General features: G+C 63.2%; 15 protein-coding genes. 8 read left to right on the top strand and 7 right to left on the bottom strand.

Annotation, left to right across the window (positions count from 1 at the left end; all coding sequences use genetic code 11):
* The first annotated feature begins 34 nt into the window (after positions 1-34).
* The 5 genes from lptF to BTH42_RS03675 all read left to right on the top strand — a co-directional run bounded on the left by lptF (position 35) and on the right by BTH42_RS03675 (position 8,165).
* Positions 35-1,132 (top strand): LPS export ABC transporter permease LptF, encoded by a 1,098-nt coding sequence (lptF, locus tag BTH42_RS03695; RefSeq protein WP_075295877.1) that lies wholly within the window; start codon positions 35-37, stop codon positions 1,130-1,132.
* 3 nt (positions 1,133-1,135) lie between these two features.
* Positions 1,136-2,284: an LPS export ABC transporter permease LptG gene (gene lptG, locus BTH42_RS03690; protein WP_075295875.1), complete on the top strand. Its 1,149-nt coding sequence runs from the start codon at positions 1,136-1,138 to the stop codon at positions 2,282-2,284.
* 41 nt (positions 2,285-2,325) lie between these two features.
* Complete coding sequence (locus tag BTH42_RS03685; RefSeq protein ID WP_075295873.1) at positions 2,326-2,706, top strand: sirohydrochlorin chelatase; 381 nt, start codon at positions 2,326-2,328, stop codon at positions 2,704-2,706.
* A gap of 750 nt (positions 2,707-3,456) precedes the next feature.
* A complete protein-coding gene (locus BTH42_RS03680; RefSeq protein WP_075295871.1) occupies positions 3,457-5,475 on the top strand; it encodes a hypothetical protein in 2,019 nt (672 codons plus the stop codon).
* 482 nt (positions 5,476-5,957) lie between these two features.
* On the top strand, positions 5,958-8,165 hold the full coding sequence (locus tag BTH42_RS03675) for a hypothetical protein (RefSeq protein ID WP_143751961.1): 2,208 nt from the start codon (positions 5,958-5,960) through the stop codon (positions 8,163-8,165).
* Between the two features lie 108 nt (positions 8,166-8,273).
* On the opposite strand, the gene cobA is transcribed toward BTH42_RS03675, so the two are convergent.
* The 6 genes from cobA to BTH42_RS03645 form a co-directional block, all read right to left on the bottom strand.
* Complete coding sequence (gene cobA / locus BTH42_RS03670; protein ID WP_075295867.1) at positions 8,274-9,038, bottom strand: uroporphyrinogen-III C-methyltransferase; 765 nt, start codon at positions 9,036-9,038, stop codon at positions 8,274-8,276.
* A gap of 94 nt (positions 9,039-9,132) precedes the next feature.
* Positions 9,133-10,449, bottom strand: a complete 1,317-nt coding sequence (locus BTH42_RS03665; protein ID WP_075295865.1) for a sulfate adenylyltransferase subunit 1 — start codon at positions 10,447-10,449, stop codon at positions 9,133-9,135.
* Between the two features lie 25 nt (positions 10,450-10,474).
* On the bottom strand, positions 10,475-11,437 hold the full coding sequence (cysD, locus tag BTH42_RS03660; protein WP_075295863.1) for a sulfate adenylyltransferase subunit CysD: 963 nt from the start codon (positions 11,435-11,437) through the stop codon (positions 10,475-10,477).
* 99 nt (positions 11,438-11,536) lie between these two features.
* Positions 11,537-12,283: a phosphoadenylyl-sulfate reductase gene (locus tag BTH42_RS03655; RefSeq protein ID WP_075295861.1), complete on the bottom strand. Its 747-nt coding sequence runs from the start codon at positions 12,281-12,283 to the stop codon at positions 11,537-11,539.
* On the bottom strand, positions 12,280-12,822 hold the full coding sequence (locus BTH42_RS03650; RefSeq protein ID WP_075295859.1) for a DUF934 domain-containing protein: 543 nt from the start codon (positions 12,820-12,822) through the stop codon (positions 12,280-12,282). The genes BTH42_RS03655 and BTH42_RS03650 overlap by 4 nt, the downstream gene beginning before the upstream one ends.
* Positions 12,823-12,843: 21 nt before the next feature.
* The gene (locus tag BTH42_RS03645) at positions 12,844-14,523 is read right to left on the bottom strand and encodes a nitrite/sulfite reductase (protein WP_075295857.1); all 1,680 of its coding nucleotides are present in this window, start codon (positions 14,521-14,523) and stop codon (positions 12,844-12,846) included.
* A 224-nt stretch (positions 14,524-14,747) separates the two neighbouring features.
* Here BTH42_RS03645 and BTH42_RS03640 point away from each other — a divergent pair, with 224 nt between their 5' ends.
* Both BTH42_RS03640 and BTH42_RS03635 read left to right on the top strand, forming a co-directional pair.
* Positions 14,748-15,689: a CysB family HTH-type transcriptional regulator gene (locus tag BTH42_RS03640; protein WP_075295855.1), complete on the top strand. Its 942-nt coding sequence runs from the start codon at positions 14,748-14,750 to the stop codon at positions 15,687-15,689.
* Positions 15,690-15,780: 91 nt separating this feature from the next.
* Complete coding sequence (locus tag BTH42_RS03635) at positions 15,781-16,965, top strand: ABC transporter substrate-binding protein (RefSeq protein WP_075295853.1); 1,185 nt, start codon at positions 15,781-15,783, stop codon at positions 16,963-16,965.
* 128 nt (positions 16,966-17,093) lie between these two features.
* Here BTH42_RS03635 and BTH42_RS03630 read toward each other — a convergent pair whose 3' ends face one another.
* A complete protein-coding gene (locus BTH42_RS03630; RefSeq protein WP_075296110.1) occupies positions 17,094-17,363 on the bottom strand; it encodes a hypothetical protein in 270 nt (89 codons plus the stop codon).
* A gap of 368 nt (positions 17,364-17,731) precedes the next feature.
* On the opposite strand from BTH42_RS03630, the gene BTH42_RS03625 reads away from it, so the two are divergent.
* The gene (locus BTH42_RS03625; protein ID WP_075296108.1) at positions 17,732-18,502 is read left to right on the top strand and encodes a ParA family protein; all 771 of its coding nucleotides are present in this window, start codon (positions 17,732-17,734) and stop codon (positions 18,500-18,502) included.

The raw sequence follows: 18,502 nt of genomic DNA, 5'->3' as shown, positions 1-18,502 counted from the left end.
GCGTTGCCGTGAGCGCCCCCTCTCATCATCAATAATGATCTTCGAACGCTCCCTCCAGCGCGAGCTCGCGTACACGGCTGGTGCCGTGTTCATGGTTCTCCTCACGCTCGTGCTGACGACGATGATGATCCGCATCGTCGGCTTCGCGGCCTCGGGTCAGATCGACCCGCGCGACGTGCTGGTTCTGATCGGCCTCACCGTGATCGGCTATCTGGCCATCATGCTCGTCGCGACGCTGTTCGTGTCGATCCTGTTCGTGCTGACCCGCTGGTACAAAGACTCCGAGATGGTCGTGTGGCTGTCCTCGGGCGTCAGTCTCACGCAATTCATCAAGCCGATCGGCCTGTTCGCGACGCCGATCATCATCCTGATCTGCTTCTTCGTGTTCGTCGGCTGGCCGTGGTCGAACCAGCAGAACAAGCTGATCCGCGCGCGCTTCCAGCAGCGCGACGAGGTCTCGCTGCTCGCGCCGGGACAGTTCCGTGAATCGGCGACCAGCCACCGGGTCTTCTTCATCGAGAAGATGTCGCCCGACCAGGGGCACGTCGAGAATGTGTTCGTGACCAGCACCGAAGGCGGCAAGCTCAACGTGGTGGTGTCGAAGAACGGCCACGTCGAGACGCACAAGAACGGCGACCGCTTCGTGGTGCTGGAAAACGGCCGCCGCTACGACGGCGAACCGGGCCACCCCGACTTCCGCATCATGGAGTTCGAGCGCTACGGCGTGAAGATCCAGAGCCAGCCGGTCGTCAACAAGCCGAGTACCACCGGTCTGCCCACGCTCACGCTGCTGCGCGATCCGACCAACGAAAACCTCGCCGAATTCGCATGGCGCGCGGGTCTGCCGCTGATCGCGATCAACCTGATGCTGCTGGCCATTCCGCTCGCGCACCAGAACCCGCGGCGCAGCCGCACCATCAACCTCGTGATGGCCGTACTGATTTACCTCACCTATTCGAACCTGCTGAACGTCGCGCAGTCGTGGATCGAGCAAGGCAAGATGTCGTTCGGGCTCGGCCTCGTGATCCTGCACGTGATCGTCGCGGCGATCGTCGCGTTCATCTTCTGGCTGCGCGTGCGTAACCGGCCGCTGTTCACGCGCGCGATGTTCAGCCGTTCGCAGGGAGCGTGACCGATGCGCATCTATGAAAAGTATTTCGCGCGTCAGATCTATCTCACGTTCATCTTCATTCTGTTTGCGTTTTCCGGTCTGTTCTTCTTTTTCGACCTGATCAACGAACTGAATTCGGTCGGACACGGCAACTACAAATTCCAGTACGCGGTGCTGCGCGTCGCGCTGCAAACGCCGTCGCGCTTCTACGAGATCATTCCGGTCGCCGCGCTGATCAGCGCGATCTATGTGTTCGCGCAGATGGCGGCGAACTCCGAATACACGATCTTCCGCGTGTCCGGGCTCGCGACCAATCAGGCGCTGCGCTCGCTGCTGAAAATCGGCGTTCCGCTCGTGTTCCTCACCTATCTGATCGGCGAAGTGGTTGGCCCGTACACGGATCAACTGTCGGAGCGCGTGCGTCTCGAGGCGCTGGGCTCGTCGGTGTCGAGCAACTTCCAGTCGGGCGTGTGGGTCAAGGACACGCTGACCGAGCGCGCGGACGGCGAGCAGGTCACGCGCTTCGTCAACGTCGGCGAACTGCGGCCCGACGCGACGATCAGCAACGTGCGCATCTACGAATTCGATTCGAAGTTCCGGCTCTCGAACGTGCGCATCGCGCAGAGCGGCCGCTATCAGCCGCCGGGGCACTGGCTGCTGACCGGCGTGACCGATACGCAGCTGCTCGACGTCGCGCCGCCTACGGGCACGCCGGCCGATGCGCTCAATCCGGTGTATCGCGCGAAGCAGGTGTCGCTGCCCGAGTATTCGCTGCGCTCGGAGCTGACGCCGCAGATTCTGTCGGTGCTGCTGGTGTCGCCGGACCGGATGTCGATGTTCAATCTGTTCCGCTATATCCAGCATCTGACCGAGAACCATCAGGACACCCAGCGCTATGAAATCGCGCTGTGGCGCAAGCTGCTGTATCCGTTCGCGGTGTTCGTGATGCTGGTGCTGTCGCTGCCGTTCGCGTATCTGCATACGCGCGCCGGCGTGGTCGGCATGAAGGTGTTCGGCGGCATCATGCTCGGCATGAGCTTCCAGCTGTTCAACACGCTGTTCTCGCACATCGGTACGCTCAACACGTGGCCCGCGCCACTGACCGCGGCGACGCCGGGGCTCGTCTACCTCGTGCTCGGGCTCGTCGGCCTGAAGTGGGTCGACCGGCATTAACGTAGCGACGGGCGCGCTCAGCGCAATCGGGAGCCGACGCGATGGCAATTCACGGACTGATTCTGTTTGGCCACGGCGCGCGCGATGCGCGCTGGCGCGAGCCGTTCGAGCGGCTCGCCGACAAGCTGCGCGCCGCGCGCGCGGCAAGCGGCGACGTGCAGCCGGTCTCGCTCGCGTTTCTGGAGTTGATGGAACCCGATCTGCCGACCGCCGTCGCGCAACTCGCCGGCCAAGGCTGCGATGCGATCACCGTGGTGCCGGTGTTTTTCGGGCAAGGCGGCCATGTCCGCAAGGATCTGCCCGCGATCATCGATCAATGCCGTGCCGCGCATCCCGCGGTCGAGATTCGCTGCGCGGTCGCGGTCGGTGAAGACGACTCGGTGCTCGACGCGCTCGCGCGCTACTGCCTCACGCAGCTCTGAGCGCCTGTTCCGCGCCGTCCGGCCGACGCGACACGCGTTCGGCGGCGCCCCTCCCTATCCCTCCTGTCCGCGCGGCTGCGATATGCCGGCCCATGCGCCGGTCAGAATTAACTTCAAAACCCTTTTATCTCAAAATAAGTTAATCCAATTCAAATATCTCTAAATACTCAATTGGACTTAATTTCACTTTAGAGATAAAAAAGGATTAATCATCGCATTATGCGAATTTAAAATTCGATACAATTTTCTTTTTTTGAAACCAGTCGAAATTACCTAAGATGCCGTACTCGATCTGACACAAAGGGTACGTAGACTTCAGGTCAAGGCCGCGCCGGAAGGCACGGCAACCATGCACGCGCTGCCGCGCCGGCTATCCGTCGTTGCCGGCACGCGCGTGATGTCATTTCCCATCGATTATCGTCATTGAGCATTGCAGTGGAGAAGCACGTTCTCCAGGGCAATGCTCGTCTTTTAATCTCGCGGGCCGCTCGGCGTTTGATTCCGTACGGCTCACAATCCAAAGAATAATTAATGAGACAACTCGATCGCGTTGTAATGAGGATGGTATTTAGCGTGGCGCTTGTGGGTGCGACGGTTCTGAGTGGGTGCGGTGGTGGCGGCGGTGGTAGTGATGGCGGCGGCGGTAACAACGGTGCGACTGGCTCACAAAACGGCAACCCGAGCGCATCGCCAGCGGCAACCGGCTCGTTATCGACCGACGCGCCGGTCTCGACAACCGGCGCGCTAATCATGCCGCTCGAAGTGATGAGCGCGAGCAGTAGCCAGGTCGTCAGCGCGAAGCTCCAGGTGCCCGCGGGCGCGTCGGCAAAGCTGCTGACGATGCAGGTCAACAACCTGTCGTACGACGGCAAGGGCTCGGTGCAGATCAACGGCGGCAACTGGATCGCGCTGACCAACGCGAACGTCACGGTGCTTGGCAATGCGAAGCGGTATGGCGGGATCGGCGGCGGCTACGACACGCTGAGTCTGACCGTGCCGGTCGGCGGCGCAGTGAACGGCGCCAACACGATCAACTTCCGCTTCAACGGCACCGACGGCGTGAGTTCAGGCTACCGCGTGCTGTCGTTCAATCTGCTCGACAGCACCGGCAACAAGCTGATCGCCGCGTCGAGCTTCGCGCAGGATGACCCGGCGACGTGGACCGCCCCGCTGGCCGGCGCGAGCGATATCGCCGCCGGTCAACAGCTCTGGCAAAGCGCGCAACTGATCGAATCGCCGCTCAATGCGGGCCATCAGCTACGCGCGCACTGCATGGACTGCCATAGCGCCACCGGCAGCGACCTGTTCAAGTTCAACTACTCGAATAACTCGATCGTCGTGCGTGCGCAGTTTCACGGGCTGAGCGCAACCCAAGGTCAGCAGATCGCGAGCTATATCCGCAGCCTGAAGAACCAGTATCCGACGCCTGGCGCGAACTGCCGCCCGTGGAATCCGCCCTATCAACCCGGCCCCGGGCTCGACGCGGCACCGGTCAGCGACTGGACCTGCGGCGCCGGTCTCGGCGCGGTGTCGGAGAACGATCTGGACACGCTCGCGGCGGTCTTTCCGAACGGCATCGACAAGGCCGCGGTCGCGACCAAAGGCCAGATCAACCTGCGCGAAATCCCGATCGGCCTGCAACTGCCGGACTGGAATCACTGGGTGCCGCACATTCATCCGAAAGACGCGTGGGGCGACTACTTCACCAACAGCAACATGAACAAGCTGTACTCGGGCGAAGGCAGCGGCAACGGCACGTACAACATGCGAGCGCAGCTTGCACAGGGCGGCGTGAACTACGCGCAGGGCAAGACCGGCAACATCTTCAACGACCTCTACTACTGGGGCGTCGCGTTCGGCGAAAACTTCGCACCGCCAAACGAAGGCACGAGCGGCAGCTACACGATCGCACAGCAGCAGAACCTGTACGGCACCGTGCAATGGCAATTGATGAAGTCATGGGAGCTCGCGCAGGATTACTCGCTGGAACAGAACTGCCCCACCGCCTGGGTCAACCTGCAACACGCGCCCAAACCCGAAAAACGCGGCTGGTGCAACCACTGGCGCTTCGTCTTCAACGTGTCGCCGCACATCCTCGGCTTTCCGGTCGACAACAGCATGTTCGGCAGCACGGTCGCGCAGTACGTGAGATCGAACCAGTGGTACTACCTGCAGATCCTGCTCAATCCGGGCTCCGGCGCGCATCTCGTGCAGATGCCGGTCGACTGGCAATACGCGTACGGGCTACTCGATAACCTCTATCAAAGCAGCGGCCGCCCCGAACCGATCCGCAACTTCCTGTACGTGCTCAAGGGCGCGCAGGAGATGGACAACGGCATCGGCGTCGCCAACGTCAACCAGGGCTGGACCACGCGCGACACCAGCCCGCTCGACGTCTGGAGCGGCGGCCAGAGCGGCGTGTGGAAAGGCACCCCCGTCGCAACCGAGCAGGCCCTCGTCAACGCATTCCTCGCGAACTGGCTCGACACCACGACGAGCTTCAACCTTAGCGACTGGCAGCGCGAAGGCCAGGCCAACGCGGTCAGCGCGGAGACCAGTTGCACCTGGAGCATCCGCAGTCTGTGCGCGCTCGACTATGTGCCCGGCACGCTGTCCGGCGGCACCACCGCGAACTTCCCGACGTGGATGTGGAACCGGGTGCCGCTGATGCGCGGCGAAGGGATCGACGGCGCGCAGTTGAACCGGCTAGTGAGCTGGCTGAATGCCGCGTACCCGAGCGGCAACTATGCGAGTCTGAGCGGAAATTGACGCGCATCCGAAGCCGCGCAACGCAGCAGCAGGCGGGCCCGCGAGCCGGCCTGTTGTTTGCGGGCAATTGAGAATAATGTCCGGGGTTTTATCTCAAAACATTGCCGCGATCTTTAATTCCGACAATGTTAAATAAATCGATTCACCGTCATTCGACGAATCGACAAATCCGAATCTTCTCATTCCGCGAATAGCAAATAAAATTGTCAATTCTTCTTTGAAATTGGCGGAAATTGGCTAATATCCAGTGCATACCTATATACGAGGCAATGTCAGCTGGCGAGGTCCGCTCCGCGCTCCTCGCCACGCGACCTTCTATCCTTTTCGCGCGTTCGCGCGACGCACTTTTGCGTCCTTCGATTTGATCGAGCATCGCTCCCGATAATTCATTTTCATCGGGCGATCCTCTTTACTCATCGTTTCAGGCGACACGGCATTTACGCAATGCCGCGGCACCGCTTTCTCTGAAAAAGAGGCCAATCATGAAACGACTAAATCGTATGGTCGTCATTTCGGTATTGAGTGAAGCCTTATTGAGCGCATGCGGTGGGGGCGGCGCAAACGGCACGGGCGACGCGGCGGGTGAAAGCAACGCCGGCGTCGATAACGCGACCCCGGTCGACCATGCGCTGTCGGCGCGAGCCAGAGCGAGAGCGGGCCCACTCGTGATGCCGCTCGAAGTGATGAGCGCGAGCAGCGGCCAGGTCGTCAGCGCAACGCTGAGAATTCCGGCCGGCGCGTCGGCGAAGGTGCTGACGATGCAGGTCAATAACCTCTCATTCGACGGCAAGGGTTCGGTGCAGATCAACGGCGGCAACTGGATCGCGCTGACCAACGCGAGCGTCACCGTGCTTGGCAATGCGAAGCTGTACGGTGGGATCGGCGGCGGCTACGACACGATTAGCCTGAACGTGCCGGTCAGCGGCGCGGTGAACGGCACCAACACGATCAGCTTCCGCTTCAATGGCACCGACGGCGTGAGTTCAGGCTATCGCGTGCTGTCGTTCAACCTGCTCGACAGCGCCGGCAACAAGCTGATCGCCGCCTCCAGCTTTGCGCAGGACGACCCGGCGACGTGGACCGCCCCGCTGCCCGGCGCGAGCGATATCGCCACCGGCCAGCAGCTCTGGCAAAGCGCGCAACTGATCGAATCGCCGCTCAATGCGGGCCATCAGCTACGCGCGCACTGCATGGACTGCCATAGCGTGAGCGGCAGCGACCTGTTCAAGTTCAACTACTCGAACAACTCGATCGTCGTGCGCAGCCAGTTTCACGGACTGAGCGCAACTCAGGGACAGCAGATCGCGAGCTATATCCGTAGCCTGAAAAACCAGCTGCCGATGCCGGGCGCGAATTGCCGGCCGTGGAATCCGCCCTATCAACCGGGTCCCGGACTCGATGCGGCACCGGTCAGCGACTGGACCTGCGGCGCCGGTCTCGGCGCGGTGTCGGAGAACGATCTGGACACGCTCGCGGCGATCTTCCCGAATGGCGTGGTCGACCGGACCCTCGTCGCGACCAAAGGCCAGATCAACCTGCGCGAAATCCCGATCGGCCTGCAATTGCCCGACTGGAATCACTGGGTTCCGCGTGTCCATCCGAAGGACGCGTGGGGCGACTACTTCACCAACAGCAACCTGAACAAGGAGTACGCGGGCGAAGGCTCCGGTAACGGCACGTACAACATGCGAACCCAGCTCGCGCAGGGCGGCGTGAATTACACGCAAGGCAGGACGGGCAACATCTTCAACGACCTGTACTACTGGGGCGTCGAGTTCGGCGAAAGGTTTGCACCGCCGAACCAGGGCACAAGCGGCAGCTACACGATCGCGCAGCAGGAAAACCTGTACGGCACCGCCCAATGGCAATTGATGAAGTCGTGGGAGCTCGCGCAGGATTACTCGCTGGAACAGAACTGCCCCACCGCCTGGGTCAACCTGCAACACGCGCCCAAACCCGAAAAACGCGGCTGGTGTAACTACTGGCGCTTCGTCTTCAACGTGTCGCCGCACATCCTGAACTTCCCGAGCGCCAACAGTATGTTCGGCAGCGAGGTCGCGCAATACGTGAAGGCGAACCAGTGGTACTACCTGCAGGTGTTGCTCAATCCCGGCTCGGGCGCGCATCTCGTCCATATGCCGGTCGACTGGCAATACGCGTATGGGCTGATGAAGGACCTCGCGCAATCCAGCGGCCGCCCCGAGCCGATCCGCAACTTCCTGTACGTGCTCAAAGGCGCGCAGGAGATGGACAACGGCATCGGCGTCGCCAACGTCAATCAGGGCTGGACAATCCGCGACTCGAGTCCGCTCGACGTGTGGAGCGGCGGCCAGAACGGCGTGTGGAAAGGCACCAGCGTCGCGACCGAGCAGGCGGTCGTCAACGCGTTCCTCGCGAACTGGCTCGATACCACCACGAGCTTCAACCTGGGCAACTGGCAGCGCGAAGGCCAGGCCAACACGGTGAGCGGCGAGATTACTTGCGGCTGGAGCATTCGCAGTCTGTGCGCGCTCGACTACGTGCACGGCATGCCATCGGGCGGAACGATCGAGAACTTCCCGACGTGGACGTGGAATCAGGTGCCGCTGATGCGCGGCGAAGGGATCGACAACACGCAGTTGAACCGGCTGCTGACGTGGTTGAATGCCGCCTACCCGAGCGGTAACTACCTGAGTCTCAGACAGAACTGAGCAGGCGCAGTGCAGGGAGAGAGCGAGGCGGATCCGCGCGGCGGCGTTGTCGGTGAACGCGCCGCGCGGCCCGATAAAGAAGAAAAGAAAGCGCTGAAACCGGCCGCGTCAGGCGGCGACCAGCAAGCCGTTTTCGGTGAGTTTGACGCCAGCCGCTGCCTGCTGGCGCGCCGCGAATGCCGCGCCGATCATCAGCAGGCTCGGCTGTGACGCATCGACCCAATGCGATGCTTCGCCGGCGGCGAGCTGTTCGAGCGTCAGCGTCAGCATGCGCTCGCGCTCGGTGCTGCACGCCTCGACGATCGCGACCGGGGTCGTCGCCGGCTTGCCGGCATCGATCAGCTGCTGCGCGATCTCGACGCCGCTGTCGCGTCCCATGTAGAACACCAGCGAGTCGGCGTTGACCTGCTCGCGGATTTCGTCGGAGCCGGGCGCGCGACTGAAGGTGGCGAGCGCGACGCTGCGCGACACGCCGCGCAACGTCAGCGAGCGCTTCAGCGTCGCCGCGCTGGCGAGCGCGGCGGTAATGCCCGGCACGACTTCATACTCGATACCGGCCGCTTCGAGCGCGCGCATTTCTTCGTCGGCGCGGCCGAACAGCATCGGGTCGCCGCCCTTCAGACGCACGACCACGTCGTGTTCGAGCGCCGCGTCGACGATCTGCTTGTTGATGAACTGCTGGGCCGTCGAAAGCTGCCCGCAGCGCTTGCCGACCGCGATCCGCTTCGCGTGACGCGGCGCGTAGTCGAGCATCGCCGGTTCGACCAGCGCGTCGTGCAGCACGACGTCGGCGGCGCCGAGCAGCCGCGCGCCGCGCACCGTAATCAGGTCCGCGGCACCGGGTCCCGCGCCGATCAGATAAACCTTACCCATTACTTCAACCTGTTTCGTTAGAGCATCTGCGCGGCGCGGGTGACGCGCCACGCAGTGACTCCGCACTCTGACGCCGCGCTTTTACGCCGCGCCTTTACGCCGAGTAAGCCCGGATCATCCCAGCCGCAACGGTGTGGTTCGTCGCCTCGTCGATCAGCACGAACGCGCCGGTGCCCTGATGCGCGTCGTACGCATCGCACACGAGCGGCTTTTGCAACGTCAGCGCCACGCGGCCGATATCGTTCATCGCCAGTTCCTTGCGGTCGGTCGCTTGCGACAGCGTATGCACGTCGAGCACTTCCTTGATCGCGCCGATCTTCGCGAACACCGTGTTGGTGGTCTGCTTGAGCAGGTACTTGCGTTGCGTCGACAGCGGCGTGTCGTCGAACCAGCACAGGTCCGCTTCGAGCTTCTTCGCCGGTTCCGGCGCCGCTTCGCGCAGCACGAAGGTATCGCCGCGCGACACGTCGACGTCTTCCGTCAAACGGATCGTCACGGTCTGGCCGGCGAACGCGCGGTCCACCTGCGCGGTGCCGCCGACGACCGGCGCGATGATCTCGGCAACGGTCGCTTCACGGTTAGCCGGCAGCACGACGATCGTGTCGCCGAGCTTCACTTCGCCCGACTCGACGCGGCCCATGTAGCCGCGGAAATCGTCGGCCTGGCTGCCGTCCTGGCGCGCAACCCACTGCACCGGGAAACGCAGCGTGTCACCGCCGGCGCTTTCGACCGGCAACGCTTCGAGCACGTCGAGCAGCGGCTCGCCCGCGTACCACGGCATGCGCTCGCTCGCGCTGACGATGTTGTCGCCCTTCAGTGCCGACACCGGCACGAAGCGCACGTCTTCGAGACCGAGGTGGCGCGCGAGCTCGACGTACGAATCGCGAATCTCGTTGAAGCGCGCTTCGCTGTACTCGACGAGGTCCATCTTGTTGATCGCGACGATCACGTGCTGCAGACCGAGCAGCTTGACGATCGCGCTATGGCGCTTGGTTTGCGGCAGCAGTTGCGCAACGCCGTTCTCGAACGTGACGCGGGTCGCGTCGACGAGAATGATCGCCGCGTGCGCGGTCGACGCGCCGGTCACCATGTTGCGGGTGTACTGCTCGTGGCCCGGGGTGTCGGCGATGATGAACTTGCGCTTCGCGGTCGCGAAGTAGCGGTACGCGACGTCGATCGTGATGCCCTGCTCGCGCTCGGCTTCGAGGCCGTCGGTCAGGAGCGACAGATCGATTTCGTCGCCGACGGTGCGCTTGTTCTTCGCGCGCGAGAGCGCCGACAGCTGATCGCTCAGCACAGCCTTGCTGTCGTACAGCAGGCGGCCGATCAGCGTGCTCTTGCCGTCGTCGACGCTACCCGCGGTGATGAAACGCAGCACGCCGAGGTCTTCTGGTTGATGAATACTGCTCATGATTGAATTACCTCTGGTCGTGTGCTTAAAAGTAGCCTTGCTTCTTACGCTGTTCCATCGCCGCTTCGGAGACCTGATCGTCCATCCGCGTCGCGCCGCGTTCCGTGATTTCGGTCACAGCGGTTTCGGCGATGATCTTCTCGATGTCGTCCGCGTCGCTTTCGACCGGGCACGTGCAGCTGATGTCGCCGACGGTACGGAAGCGCACCTGTGCCTGTTCGCTGATCTCGCCCTCGCGCATCGGCGTGAGCGGCGTGACCGGCACCAGCAGGCCGTTGCGGCGCACGATCTCGCGCTGGTGCGCGTAATAGATCGACGGCAGTTCGAGCTGTTCGCGGGCGATGTACTGCCACACGTCGAGTTCGGTCCAGTTCGAGATCGGGAACACGCGCAGGTGTTCGCCGTTATGCAGACGCGCGTTGTACAGGCTCCACAGTTCCGGGCGCTGTGCCTTCGGATCCCACTGGCCGAATTCGTCGCGGAACGAGAAGATCCGCTCTTTCGCGCGGGCCTTTTCTTCGTCGCGGCGCGCGCCGCCGATCATCGCGGTGTAGCCGTATTGCTCGATGGTTTCGAGCAGCGTGACCGCCTGCGCGGCATTGCGCGAATCGGTTTCGCGGCGCAGACGCACGGTGCCGCGCTTGATCGAATCCTCGACGTGGCCGACCACCAGCTCCGCGCCGATTTCCTTCGCGCGACGATCGCGGAAGTCGATCACTTCGTCGTAGTTGTGACCGGTGTCGATATGCACGAGCGGGAACGGCAGTTGGGTCTTGCGGTTCGCGCCGAGGCCGAACGCCTTCAGTGCGAGCGCGAGCACCACCACGGAATCCTTGCCGCCCGAAAACAGCAGCGCCGGCTTGCTGCATTCGGCGACCAGTTCGCGCAGGATGTGGATCGACTCGGCTTCGAGCCAGTCGAGGTGGTCCATCCGGTTTGCCGTGTTGGCAAGCGGAGCGTTGACAGCGGAATCGAGCGTGGTGCTCATAGCGGGTCCTTCGTTGATGCGCCCGGCAAACACTTGCACTGGGGCGACAGTATTCAAATCGGTTTCGGCGGCGTGAGCCGCAAGCTCGGTGCGCGGCGTTCAGGCCGACGCGTTTTCGCTGCGCTCGACCGCGATCGGGGTAATCGCCGTGATGTGCAAGCCGCATTCCTTCGTATCGCGCGACTCCCACCACCAGCGCCCCGCCCGGCTATCCTCGCCGGGGCGGATCGCCCGCGTACACGGCTCGCAGCCGATGCTCGGATAACCGCGCGCATGCAGCGGATTGACCGGCACGTCGAGCGCTTTCAGGTAATCCCACACGTCGGTTTCGGTCCAGTCCGCGAGCGGGTTGAACTTGGCGATATTGCGCGCGCCGTCGTGCTCTTCCTCGTGCAGCTCCGCGCGCGTGACCGACTGCTCGCGACGCTGGCCGGTGACCCACGCGCTGACGTCCGACAGCGCGCGATTGAGCGGCTCGACCTTGCGGATTTCGCAGCAGCGCTTGCGCAGCTCGACGCTTTCATAGAAAGCGTTCAGGCCGTGCTCGCCCACATACTGCTCGACCGCGGCGGCTTGCGGATGAAACTGCTCGATGTCGTAGCCGTAACGCGCCTTCACGGTGTCGAGCATGCCGAGCGTTTCCGCATGCAGACGGCCGGTGTTCAGCGAGAAGATGCCGATCTTCACGCCGCGCGACAGGATCGCGTGGGTGAGCAGCATGTCTTCGGCCGCGAGGCTGCTCGCCAGCTTCACGTTCGCGTGACGCGCGGCGATCGAATCGAGCAGCGCGTCCAGGCGCTCGACCTTCGCGGCGAGTTCCGGGCTCAGCGATTGAGCGGTGCTCATGCCGGAACCTTGCCTGCGTCGGCTTGCGCCGCACGGCGGCGGAACAGCGGCGAGGTATCCACCGCGCTCTGGTATTGCACGCTGAATTCGTCGAACGCCTTCAGCGCGTCGTTGAAGTCCTTGTCCGCGCGCAGCGCGTACGAGTCGAAACCGCAGCGGTACATGAAGGTCAGCTGGTCGCGCAGCACGTCGCCGATCGAACGCAGCTCACCCGTGTAGCCGTAACGCTGGCGCAGCAGACGGGCGATGCTGTAGCCGCGGCCGTCGCGGAACACCGGGAAGTCCACCGCGATCAGCGCGAGCTTGTCGAAGTCGCCGACGATATCCGCCGGTTCGCTGTCCGGCGCGAGCCACACGCCGAGTTCTTCAGCGCCGCGCGAAGCGATCAGCGCGTCGCGCTCCGCTTGCCACAGTGCGAGCGGCACCAGCACCTTGCCGGCCGGCAGTTCGTTGACCGCCGGCAGCGCGCCGTCTTCGGCCGGGCGCACGACGGTCCAGTCGTCGTTGACGATCGCGCGATTCTTGATGATAGAAGCCATCTGTTCAGTATCCTTTCGCGATTACGCGTGAGCCGGTTGACGCGCGGCGTACACGCGCTCCTTGAACGGGGTGATGCCGATGCGGTTGTACGTGTCGATGAAACGCTCGCCGTCCTGGCGGTTTTCAACGAACGTATCGATCACTTTGCTCATCACGTCCGGCATTTCTTCCGCCGAGAACGACGGGCCGATCACGCGGCCCAGATGCGCGCCCGTTGCACCGGTGCCCTGCTCGCCGCCGAGCGTGACCTGGTACCACTCCGAGCCGTCCTTGTCGACGCCCAGAATGCCGATGTTGCCGACGTGGTGGTGACCGCACGCGTTGATGCAGCCCGAGATGTTCAGCGACACGTCGCCGAGGTCGTACACGTAGTCGAGATCGTTGAAGCGTTCCTGGATCGCCAGCGCGATCGGGATCGACTTCGCGTTCGCGAGCGAGCAGAAGTCGCCGCCCGGGCACGCGATGATGTCGGTCAACAGGCCAATGTTCGGTGTCGCGAAGCCTTGTGCCTTGGCCTTTTCCCACACCGCGAACAGGTCCTTCTTCTTCACGTCCGCGAGGATCAGGTTCTGTTCGTGCGACACGCGGATCTGGCCGAACGAGTATTCGTCGGCCCAGTCGGCGACCGCTTCCATCTGCGCGTCTGTCGCGTCGCCCGGGGCGATCGTGGTCGGCTTCAGCGACAGCGTCACCGATGCGTAGCCCTCGACCTTGTGCGGACGCACGTTACGCTCGACCCAGCGGGCGAACGAGCGGTTTTCCAGCAGATGCTTTTCGAACGATGCATCCGTGTCCGGCAGCTTTTCGTAAGCGGGCGGCACGAAGTACTGCGCGACGCGATCCACTTCCGCTTGCGTGAGCGTGGACGGACCGTCCTTCAGGTGCTGCCATTCTTCCTCGACCTGCGCGGAGAATTTCTCCGGCGACAGCGCCTTCACGAGGATCTTGATCCGCGCCTTGTACATGTTGTCGCGACGGCCGTAGCGGTTGTACACACGCAACACGGCTTCGCTGTAGGTCAGCAGATGCTGCCACGGCAGATCGCGGCGGATCACCGCGCCGACGATCGGCGTACGGCCCAGACCGCCACCGGCGAGGATGTCGACCACCAGTTCGCCTTGCGCGTTCTTGCGCAGATACACGCCCATGTCGTGAATCTGCACGGCCGCGCGGTCTTCCTTCGAGCCCGACACCGCGATCTTGAACTTACGCGGCAGCCACGCGAATTCCGGGTGGAACGTCGACCATTGACGCAGAATTTCGGCCCACGGGCGCGGATCGACGAATTCGTCCGGCGCGACGCCGGCGAACTGATCGGCGGTGATGTTGCGGATGCAGTTGCCCGAGGTCTGGATGCCGTGCATCTGCACCGACGCGAGCTTGCGCAGGATTTCCGGCGTTTCCTCGAGCTTGATCCAGTTGTACTGGATGTTCGAGCGCGTCGAGAAGTGGCCGTAGCCGCGGTCGTGTTCGCGGGCGATCTGCGCGAGCACGCGCATCTGGTCGCTGCGCAGGTTGCCGTACGGAATCGCGATGCGGTGCATGTACGCGTGGCGCTGGTAGTACAGGCCGTTCTGCAGGCGCAGCGGACGGAACTCCTCTTCGCTCAATTCGCCCGACAAGCGGCGGCGAACCTGATCGGCGTACTGCGCGACCCGTTCATCGACGATGGTCTGGTCGTACTGATCGTATTGGTACATTCGGGGACCCCAATTTTTTCGAAACTTGCGTGACACGGCGGTCCGGTTCCGCCGCGGCTCGATATCTGTCTTTGTCCGGCTGCGCAGATAAGCGTTTAGACCCATCGCTTATTTGCTTATGACAAATACAGATATCCATATTGAAAAAGATGGACAGATCGTAATAAACTCGCCTTATATTTCAAACGACTAAAAAATTCTTTTTATATGCGGCGAGGTTATATATGAACCTGCACCAATTCCGCTTCGTCCGCGAGGCTGTGCGGCAGAACTTCAACCTCACCGAAGCGGCCAAGGCGCTGTACACCAGCCAGCCGGGCGTCTCGAAGGCGATCATCGAGCTGGAGGACGAGCTCGGCGTCGAGATCTTCACCCGCCACGGCAAACGCGTGCGCTCGCTGACCGAGCCGGGCCGGATCATCCTGCAGTCGGTCGAAAAAATCCTCCAGGAAGTGGAAAGCCTGAAGCGGGTCGGTAAGGATTACGCGGCGCAGGATCAGGGCAACCTGGTGATCGCCGCGACCCACACCCAGGCGCGCTACTCGCTGCCGGCCGCGATCGCCGAATTCAAGAAGCGCTTCCCGAAGGTTCACCTTTCAATCCTGCAAGGCAGCCCGACCCAGGTTGCCGAGATGGTGCTGCACGACCAGGCCGACCTCGCGATCGCGACCGAGGCGATCTCCAACTATAAGGAACTGGTGTCGCTGCCCTGCTTCCAGTGGCACCACATCGCGGTGATGCAGCCGGACCATCCGCTGCTCGAGCGCAAGCTGCTGTCGCTCGACGATCTGACGCAGTACCCGCTGATCACCTACGACAACGCGTTCGCCGGCCGCACCAAGATCAACGAGGCGTTCCGCCTGCGCGGGCTGCATCCGGACATCGTGCTGGAGGCGATCGACGCCGACGTGATCAAGACCTATGTCGAGCTGGGTCTGGGCGTCGGCATCATGGCCGACATCGCGTTCAACGCCGAGCGCGACCGCCATTTGCGCGCGATGCCGGTCGGCCATCTGTTCGGCAGCAACGTGACGCGGGTCGCACTGAAACAGGGCGCGTATCTGCGCAGCTACATCTACACCCTGGTCGAACTGCTGTCGCCGAGCCTGAACCGCAAGCTGATCGAGCAGGCGCTGAAGGGCGAACACGAAAGCTACGAACTTTGAGCGGGGCAGACCACCCGCCAGCTTTTTGTCCTGCTATCTTGCTTTCCCGCTTTGGAGACCGCCTTGGAGACCGCTTTGGAGACCTTTTCTGATGACGTCGCATAACAATAAGCTTCGGAACACCCTGCGCGGCCTCACGGCCGTCGCCACCGCCGCCGGTGCGCTGCTGGTCGCGGGCGCCGCGCGCGCCGACCTGAAAGTCGGCATCGATCTGTCGAACACCGGCCCGGCCGCGGTGATCGGCATCACCAGCAAGAACGCGATGCTGATGTGGCCGCCGACCATCGCCGGCCAGAAAGCCGACTACATCTTCCTCGACGACGCGTCCGACCCGGGCGCCGCGGTGCGCAACATCCGCAAGCTGATCAACGAAGACCACGTCGACGTGATCGTCGGCCCGAACATCACGCCGGCCGCGATGGCCGCGCTCGATCCGGTCGCCGAAAGCCAGACGCCGATGATCACGCTGATCGGCTCGGCGAGCGTCGTCGAACCGCAGGAAGGCAAGAAGGTGTGGGCCTACAAGATGGCGCAGACCGACAGCGCGATGGCCGACGTGATGACCCGCTACATGGCGAACCACAACGTGAAGACGGTCGGCTTCATCGGTTTCGCGGACGGCTACGGCGAAAGCTGGCTCAACGAGTTCAGCAAGTTCGCGGCGCTGCGCCATATCCAGCTGGTCGCGACCGAGCGCTACAACCGCACCGACGCGAGCGTGACCGGCCAGGTGCTGAAGCTGATGGCCGCGAAGCCGGACGCGATCCTGATCGCCGGCGCCGGTACGCCGACGGTGCTGCCGCAGCGCACGCTGATCGAGCGCGGCTATAAAGGCCCGATCTACCAGACCCACGGGATCGCGACGCCGGAGTTCATCAAGCTCGGCGGCAAGGATGTCGAGGGCACGCTGTTCCCGACCCAGCCGGTGGTGGTCGCGCGCACGCTGCCGGCCGATCATCCGGCGAAGAAGGCGGCGCTCGCGTTCGCCAACTCGTATGAAGCGAAGTACGGGCCGGGCAGCGTCACGCAGTTCGCCGGCGATGCGGCGGGCGTGTATCCGCGCCTTCAGGATGCGGTTGCGCGCGCGTTGAAAACCGCGCAGCCGGGCACCCCGGCGTTCCGGGTCGCGCTGCGCGACGAACTCGAACACGCGCATGAACTGGTGGTGCCGAACGGCGTCGTCAATACCAGCGCGAAGGATCACGTCGGGCTCGATCAGCGCGCGAGCGTGATGGGGATCATCAAGGACGGGAAGTTCGTTTATCTGAGCCAGTGAGGCTCGCGGCTGGATTCTGATTGGTGTGGTTCGATGGCGGCTCGCTGGATGGGGCCGCCATTTGCATTCTCGCCGCCGCTCGAGCCGGCAGCCCATGCCGGGGCTCCCCGCCCCGGCTTACCGTGCGCTCAGCACTCGCCCTTCTTCGCGTGTCCCGGCGGGCAGTGGCGGCGTTTGTCGTGATGATGATGATGCTCTTCCCATTCGCGGCGGTCCCAGTAGCGCTGGCCATCCCAGTAGCGGTCGCCGTGCCAGCCCTGCTGCACGACGACGGGCGCGGGCGCCATCACGACCGGCGCCGGCGTACCGATGTTGACGTCGACGTTGACCGCGTGCGCGGCGCCGGACAAACCGATGCCCACGCCGACCGTCAGCAATGCCACGAGAGAATGTTTCATACCGCCCTCCGAACTCGAATTATTGATGTGTAAATGCAGCAAGCCGTCATGCCCGGTGCCGACGGCCGGTGTGCGCCGCCCTTCCTCAACGACGACCTGCTCGGCATCGTTGACCGGATTCCACGACGGCGCGCGCCATTTGATCAAAGTTAACAATGGCCGGCCTGACAGCGACGCAATCATAGCGGCTCGGCCGGCGCGGGAATCGAGCGCGTGTTGACCTTCGCGGTGGCGGCGAGCCATTGCCCGCATCCGCCGTCGCTGCCGCACAACGCGCATGCCGCAAAAATAAGCAGACGCTGCAATTGCGGTCACCCGACTCAGGTATGCTGGGCGCTTTTGTGAGCGGTTCCATTCAAGGGGAGACCATGCGGCGCGTTGTATTCAATCAGAAGGGTGGCGTGGGCAAATCGACCATCGTGTGCAATCTCGCGGCCATCAGCGCGAGCGAAGGTCTGCGCACGCTGGTGATCGACCTCGATGCGCAGGCGAATTCGAGCCAGTACCTGCTCGGCCCGCAGGCGGGCGAACTGCGTCCGACCGCCGCCGATTTCTTCGACACCGCGCTGTCGTTCAGCTTCAAACCGGTCGAAGCGAGCTCGTTCATTCACGCGACGCGCTTCGAGAATCTCGACGTGATGCCCGCCCACGCCGATCTCGACACGCTGCACGGCAAGCTTGAATCGCGCTACAAGATCTACAAGCTGCGCGACGCGCTGAACGAACTGGACGGCACCTACGACGCGATCTACATCGATACCCCGCCCGCGCTGAACTTCTACACGCGCTCGGCGCTGATCGCGGTCGAGCGTTGCCTGATTCCGTTCGACTGCGACGACTTTTCGCGTCGCGCGCTGTACACGCTGCTCGAAAACGTGAAGGAGATCCGCCAGGATCACAACGACGCGCTCGAAGTGGAAGGGATCGTGATCAACCAGTTCCAGCCGCGCGCGAGCCTGCCGCAGAAGCTGGTCGACGAACTGATCGCGGAAGGGTTGCCGGTGCTCGGGTCGCGGCTGTCGTCGTCGGTGAAGATTCGCGAATCGCATCAGCAGGCGGCGCCGATGATTCACCTCGATCCGGGGCATAAGCTGTCGCACGAATACCGGGCGTTGCACCAGGAGTTGAGCGGGGCGTAA

Origin of the sequence: Burkholderia sp. SRS-W-2-2016, from assembly GCF_001931485.1 — a bacterium.
Taxonomy (GTDB): domain Bacteria; phylum Pseudomonadota; class Gammaproteobacteria; order Burkholderiales; family Burkholderiaceae; genus Paraburkholderia.
The sequence above is the reverse complement of the archived record's forward strand: the minus strand, read 5'-3'. Positions and strand labels throughout refer to the sequence as shown.